Below are 6,116 nucleotides of genomic sequence, written 5' to 3'. Positions count from 1 at the left end.
GCAAGTGGCTTAACTGAACAACTTGCCGAATCAGGAAGCGAATTCTACAGCGTTTCGCTTCAGTGTCAAGGGTTATTTTTAAATTCTTTTTAAACCGCTTAGACAAAAAGAAAGTATATTAAAAACAACCAGTTACACCCCTTGCCAGTGATTGCTACAGCGCTTATTGCTAAGTGCTCCCTGACAAGAGAGGCGCATTATAGGCACAATTTTAAAAGATGCAAGTGCTTTTTGTAAATAATCTAAAAATAATGGTTTAAGCTAAATTAGACGTACTTTAGCATAGGTTTTCTTACCAACCTGTATAACGTGTTCGCTACCTTTAACTAGGCGGCAATCATCGCTAACCACTAAATGATCAACTTTTACTGCGCCACGCTTTACGGCATCTTTTGCTTGGGCGCTGTTATTGGTTAAACCGGCACGGTTAATCACTGCTACGATCGGCAAGTCAGCTTCACCTTCTAAATCAACATCGACTTCTGGTAAATTTTCAGGCAGCTCACCTTCTTCTAAACGGTTACCTGCTGATTTATGAGCGTTAGCAGCGGCTTCTACACCATGAAAGCGTTCGATTAATTCGCGTGCTAATAAAATTTTAATGTCGCGTGGGTTCATACCCTGTGCCATATCTTCTTTTAACTGCTCAATCTCTTCTAGGCTACGAAAAGAAAGTAATTCAAAATAACGCCAAATCAAACTGTCGGGCATAGAGACAAGCTTATTAAACATAACGCCCGGTGCTTCATCAATGCCAACATAGTTACCTAACGATTTAGACATTTTTTGTACACCGTCTAAACCTTCTAACAAAGGCATAGTAATAACTACTTGCGGTTGTAGACTGTGACCTTTTTGTAATTCACGCCCCATCAGCAGATTAAACTTTTGGTCAGTTCCACCCAATTCAATATCAGCTTGCATTGCTACTGAGTCATAACCTTGAATTAAAGGGTATAAAAATTCGTGAATGGCAATGGGTTGATTACCTTTATAGCGCTTTTCAAAATCGTCACGTTCTAGCATACGCGCTACTGTTTGCTGAGCAGCTAAACCAATAAGGTCTGCTGCTGACATTTTACTCATCCATTCAGAGTTAAACACGACTTGTGTTTTAACTGGGTCAAGCACTTTAAAAACTTGTTCTTTATAAGTTTGTGCATTTTCCATCACCTGTGCTTCTGTTAAAGGCTTGCGCGTCACGTTTTTACCAGAAGGGTCGCCAATTCGCCCAGTAAAATCACCAATCAAGAATAAGATGGTATGACCTAAATCTTGCAGCTGACGCAATTTATTAATAAGCACAGTGTGACCTAGGTGTAGATCGGGCGCGGTAGGGTCAAATCCTGCTTTTACTCTAAGCGGTCGATTTTCTGCTAACTTCTTAATTAGCTCGTCTTCAACTAAAATCTCGTGCGTACCACGGCGAATAATATCTAATGCTGCTTGCTGCTTATTCATTACCATTCCTTAAATTTTTGTGTAAATAACCGTAAAAATAACAAAGCTATAAAAATTGTGGCAAAGTATACCACTCAAAAATAACTTGTTAACCCTAGCCAACTCCTTTAAGGACGCATTAAATGAACAGCAATTTTATAGGCATGATGTCGGGTACTAGCCTAGATGCTGTTGATGGTGTTTTAGTGGCATTTGATGCCGCTGGTCTAAATCCACAACGCATTAAACGCTGTTCTATTAACTTACCCAGCCCACTTAAAGCACTGCTAACTTTTTTAGCACATTCTGAAACACTAACTTTTCGCCAGCTAGCCGAAGCAGAAGATGGTTTAACAAGGCTATATGCTGATTGCGCTTTACAGCTTTTAGCAAATATTCCTGCTGAACAACGGCCTTTTGCAATGGGTTGCCACGGACAAACACTAGAACATCAGCCTAATTTATTGCCTAGCTACACCTTGCAGTTACTTAATCCCAGCTTATTGGCAGAATTAACAGGGCAAAACATTGTTGCTGACTTTAGAAGAAGGGATTTAGCAGCTGGTGGGCAAGCAGCACCTTTAGTACCGGCTTTTCATAACAGCGTGTTTCGCTCAACGTCTAAAGATAGGATTATTATTAATTTAGGCGGTATTGCTAACTTAACCTTTTTACCAAAAAATCCGCAACAGCCAGTCACAGGCTTTGATACTGGTCCAGCTAATTTACTATTGGATGCTTGGTATCAACAACATTGGCAGTTGCCCTTTGATCACAACGGCGTACAAGCAGCCAGTGGGCAAGTTATTCCAGTTTTATTAAACAAAGCATTAGCGGATGAATACTTTGCAAAAGCGCCACCTAAAAGCACTGGAAGGGAGAAATTTAATCCTGAATGGTTGGCAGGTTTATTAGCTAAATACCCAGAAGAAGCGTTTCAGCCAGTCGATATATTAAGAACCTTGGTTGAATTAACTGCTGTTTCTTTAGTTGATCAAATAACACTCATTGACCCTAAAGCAGAGGCTGAACTTTTTGTTGGCGGTGGTGGCTGGCAGAACACATTTTTAATTGAAAGAATTGCTACTTTAGCCGCACCGCGCCAGCTAGCCTCAACTGAAAAGCTGGGCATACCACCGCAAGATGTTGAAGCAGCCGCTTTTGCTTGGCTGGCTTGGTGCCACTGTAATCATAAAAGTGGCAACTTACCCAGTGTAACGGGAGCTAAAGGAGAAAGAGTATTAGGCGGTTTTTATCCAGCCTAGCCAATAGATAGCCGTTAGATAGAAAAAGACGAACCACAACCACAAGTCGTCGAAGCATTAGGGTTAACAATAATAAATCGCGCACCGTCTAAACCTTCAACATAATCAACAGTTGAACCCGTTAGATACGGATAACTTAACTCATCCAACAAAAAACGTACACCCTGCTCTTCTATGACGGTGTCATCAGGCTGTATTTGATCGTCAAAATCAAAACCATATTGAAAACCTGAGCAGCCACCGCCTGTAACATAAACACGCAAACTCAACTCAGAATTCTGCTCTTCTTCAACCAGTTTTTGTACTTTTTTTACAGCAGCGGGGGTTACTAATAGCGGTTGCGGCGTGAAACTTACGACAGAGGTCATATAATTAACTCCAATATACTAGGCTAAAGTCTGACTTAACCTAGCACAGCAGTCAAGTATAAGCAGTGCAAATTAGCTGCTCATGATTGATTCCATTACTAAACAATAATAAGCAGCCAATAGAACTGCTTATTTTTTAACGGTATCCAAGGCTGGCTTAACGTCCACTTTAGACTCATTGATAATGTGTAGTTGCGATTTAGGCTTCTCTTTAGTGACCTGTTTAGGCATCTTAACTTTTTCACTACCTTTACTACTTTTATAGCGATGCTCTAAATGCCCGTCAACTTGTGAACCCATAACCATTTCTAGGGTGTTGTAGAAAATATTACCTTTGATAACGGCTTTAGCAGCAAGCTCTAAATGCTCACAAGAATGTACGTCACCGATAATGGTGCCATTAACAATCAGGTGTGGAACAGACACTTCACCTTCTACCGACCCTTTATCGCTAATTCTTAGTACTGCTTTAGAGTCGTCATCAGCAATAATATTGCCATAAACTTTTCCATCAATATGCAACCCACCAGAAAAATGAATATCACCAACAATTTCAGCTTTACCTGAAATTAAAGTGTCAAAATTATTGGTTGGCGCAGAGCTTTTTCCAAACATTTAAATTGCCTCCTGGCTAACCCAGTCAAATTCGGTTTCTATACGCATAGCTTTATTTCCAATTGATTGCAAAATTATTTGTACTTTTTCTGGTATAAAATCTTCAGGCAAATGTATCTGCCCTACTACGTTTTGAAAGAAACGAAACCGAAACCTTACACTTAACTCATCAACTTCAGGTGAAACATCTTTTAGTGGCAAAGTTACATTCAAAGTCTGACCACGCGATCCAACTAAACTGACTAAAACGCGGCCTTCAATAAACGAATTATTATCGGTTACTTGCGTAATAACTAGCTGATAATCAAAAACCCTGGGATTATCCGTTGGCTTAATATCAAAGCGGTCAATTCTAAGCCCCTGATCTGCTTTTTCAGGTGCCATTACACGCTGATAAAAATGCAGTTCATTTTCTAATTTACCAATGCGTGCATTAAGATCTAATACCGTTTGATGCACTTCTTGCTGCGTTTGTTTATCGACGGCATTGCTACTTTCTGTTACTAACACGCGACGCCTTAAATCACTTAGCTCTTTCTCTTGTACTTGGGTTTTTACTCTAAGGTCATCGCGCTCAATGACTGCAGAGCCACGCTCATGCCAAACCGACCATTGACCGTAATAATAACCACCGGCTGCTAAAGCAAGTATAAGGCTTAAAGCAATGACTCTATTAATAAAGCGCCGAATCGGATTATACGTAACAATCTGTAGGCGCTCACCCTGTCCTTTATTCATTTTCAATATCCGCTAGCGGCTTAGCCAGTTACTAAAGTCAGGGCATTAAGGCTGCAAAATGCAAACCCGCCAACTCATCTTGGCCAAACATAATATTCATATTTTGCACTGCCTGTCCGCTGGCCCCTTTAACTAAGTTATCAATAACAGCAAGGACAATAATTAAATCACTGCCTTGGGGTCTGTGCAGACCAATTCTACATACATTTGCACCACGTACACTACGTGTCTCTGGGCAAGCGTTCCAAGGCATAACATCAACACAAGGTTCATTTTTATAACGCGTTTCAAAAAGCTGCTGTAACTCAATATCGGTTAGCTTTTGGTTGGCGCTGGTTAAACGAACGTACAGTGTTGCATGAATACCACGAATCATGGGTGTTAAATGCGGTACAAAAGTTAAACCGACGGCTTGATTTGCAGCAGCCGTTAAACCTTGTGTTATTTCTGGATGATGCCTATGCTTGCCTACAGCATAGGCCTTCATGCTTTCGCCTGATTCACAAAACAACGAACCAACGCTTGCGCCACGTCCAGCACCCGAAACACCAGATTTACAGTCAGCAATAATGCCTTGAGTTTCTATTAACCCACTTTCAAATAAAGGGATTAAGCCCAGTTGTACTGCCGTAGGGTAACAACCAGGCACAGCGACCAAACGTGCCGTTTTAATTTTTTCTCTAGCTACTTCAGGTAAACCATATACCGCTTCACCTAACAGTTCAGGCGCACCATGTGGCTGTCCATACCACTTGGCCCACTCGTCAGCATCTTGCAATCTAAAATCAGCAGAAAGGTCAATAATGCGCGTACCAGCATCTAGCAATTCACCGGCTAACGCATGAGCAACACCATGCGGTGTTGCGAAAAAAACCACATCACAAGCCGCTAAGCGTGTAACATCTGGCTCGCTAAAGAATAAATTAGAATAATGACCGCGAAGGTTGGGGTACATTTCAGCCACACACAAACCCGCTTCTGAACGTGAAGTAATAACATCAACGCTAGCATTTGGGTGAGAGGCTAATAACCGTAGTAATTCCACGCCGGTATAGCCTGTTCCACCAACAATACCTACTTTTATCACTGAACTCTCCTAGCCTTTATTAAACAACGCTTGTTAAATAATTGGAGCGATAATACACAAAAAAACCCATCAAGTATGCCCTTCTCACCGAGTCTTATTACCTTTACAACCAGTGTTAAGGTATCCTTTATGTTTTAACCTAGCTTAGGAAAAAAAATGACTTATCTTTGGTTGAAAGCTTTTCACATTATGGCAATTGTCACTTGGTTTGCAGCAATTTTTTACCTTCCAAGGCTCTTTATCTACCATACTCAAGCCATCAAAGAAGGCGATATTAAAGGTGTTGAGCGCTTTAAAACAATGGAACGCAAGCTTTATCGTGGCATTATGAATCCATCAATGATAGCAGTTCTGCTACTAGGTACAGGATTGTTAAGCTTAAATTTTGAAGGTTATCTAGCACAAACTTGGATGCAAATTAAATTAGCTTTAGTCGCACTACTAATAATCTATCATTTTTGGTGTGGTATGCTGCAGCGGCATTTAGCAGCGGACCGCAACGATCACAGCGAAACTTGGTACCGATTTTTTAATGAATTGCCAGTATTCGTACTTATTTTTGTGGTGCTTCTTGCGATCATTAAGCCTTGGTAAAGCGTTGGA

Annotated in this window: 7 protein-coding genes; 2 read left to right on the top strand and 5 right to left on the bottom strand. The window is 40.8% G+C overall.

Annotated elements, in window-relative coordinates; translation table 11 throughout:
- Positions 1-261: 261 nt before the first annotated feature.
- The gene (tyrS, locus tag VJY63_RS02030) at positions 262-1,461 is read right to left on the bottom strand and encodes a tyrosine--tRNA ligase (protein ID WP_324048062.1); all 1,200 of its coding nucleotides are present in this window, start codon (positions 1,459-1,461) and stop codon (positions 262-264) included.
- 122 nt (positions 1,462-1,583) lie between these two features.
- Between tyrS and VJY63_RS02025 the strand changes: the two genes are divergently transcribed.
- The gene (locus tag VJY63_RS02025) at positions 1,584-2,705 is read left to right on the top strand and encodes an anhydro-N-acetylmuramic acid kinase (protein ID WP_324048061.1); all 1,122 of its coding nucleotides are present in this window, start codon (positions 1,584-1,586) and stop codon (positions 2,703-2,705) included.
- Between the two features lie 14 nt (positions 2,706-2,719).
- Here VJY63_RS02025 and erpA read toward each other — a convergent pair whose 3' ends face one another.
- The 4 genes from erpA to argC form a co-directional block, all read right to left on the bottom strand.
- The gene (gene erpA / locus VJY63_RS02020) at positions 2,720-3,073 is read right to left on the bottom strand and encodes an iron-sulfur cluster insertion protein ErpA (protein ID WP_324048060.1); all 354 of its coding nucleotides are present in this window, start codon (positions 3,071-3,073) and stop codon (positions 2,720-2,722) included.
- A gap of 129 nt (positions 3,074-3,202) precedes the next feature.
- A complete protein-coding gene (locus VJY63_RS02015; protein ID WP_324048059.1) occupies positions 3,203-3,688 on the bottom strand; it encodes a polymer-forming cytoskeletal protein in 486 nt (161 codons plus the stop codon).
- Positions 3,689-4,426: a DUF6776 family protein gene (locus VJY63_RS02010; protein WP_324048058.1), complete on the bottom strand. Its 738-nt coding sequence runs from the start codon at positions 4,424-4,426 to the stop codon at positions 3,689-3,691. It lies immediately after the preceding gene.
- A gap of 37 nt (positions 4,427-4,463) precedes the next feature.
- Entirely contained in the window at positions 4,464-5,513 is a 1,050-nt protein-coding gene (gene argC / locus VJY63_RS02005; RefSeq protein ID WP_324048057.1) for an N-acetyl-gamma-glutamyl-phosphate reductase, read from the bottom strand.
- 156 nt (positions 5,514-5,669) lie between these two features.
- Between argC and hemJ the strand changes: the two genes are divergently transcribed.
- On the top strand, positions 5,670-6,107 hold the full coding sequence (gene hemJ / locus VJY63_RS02000; protein WP_324048056.1) for a protoporphyrinogen oxidase HemJ: 438 nt from the start codon (positions 5,670-5,672) through the stop codon (positions 6,105-6,107).
- Positions 6,108-6,116 lie beyond the last annotated feature (9 nt).

The sequence above is a fragment of the Marinospirillum sp. genome (genome assembly GCF_035271045.1).
Lineage (GTDB): Bacteria > Pseudomonadota > Gammaproteobacteria > Pseudomonadales > Halomonadaceae > Marinospirillum.
This window is presented reverse-complemented; position numbering and strand designations above follow the sequence as displayed.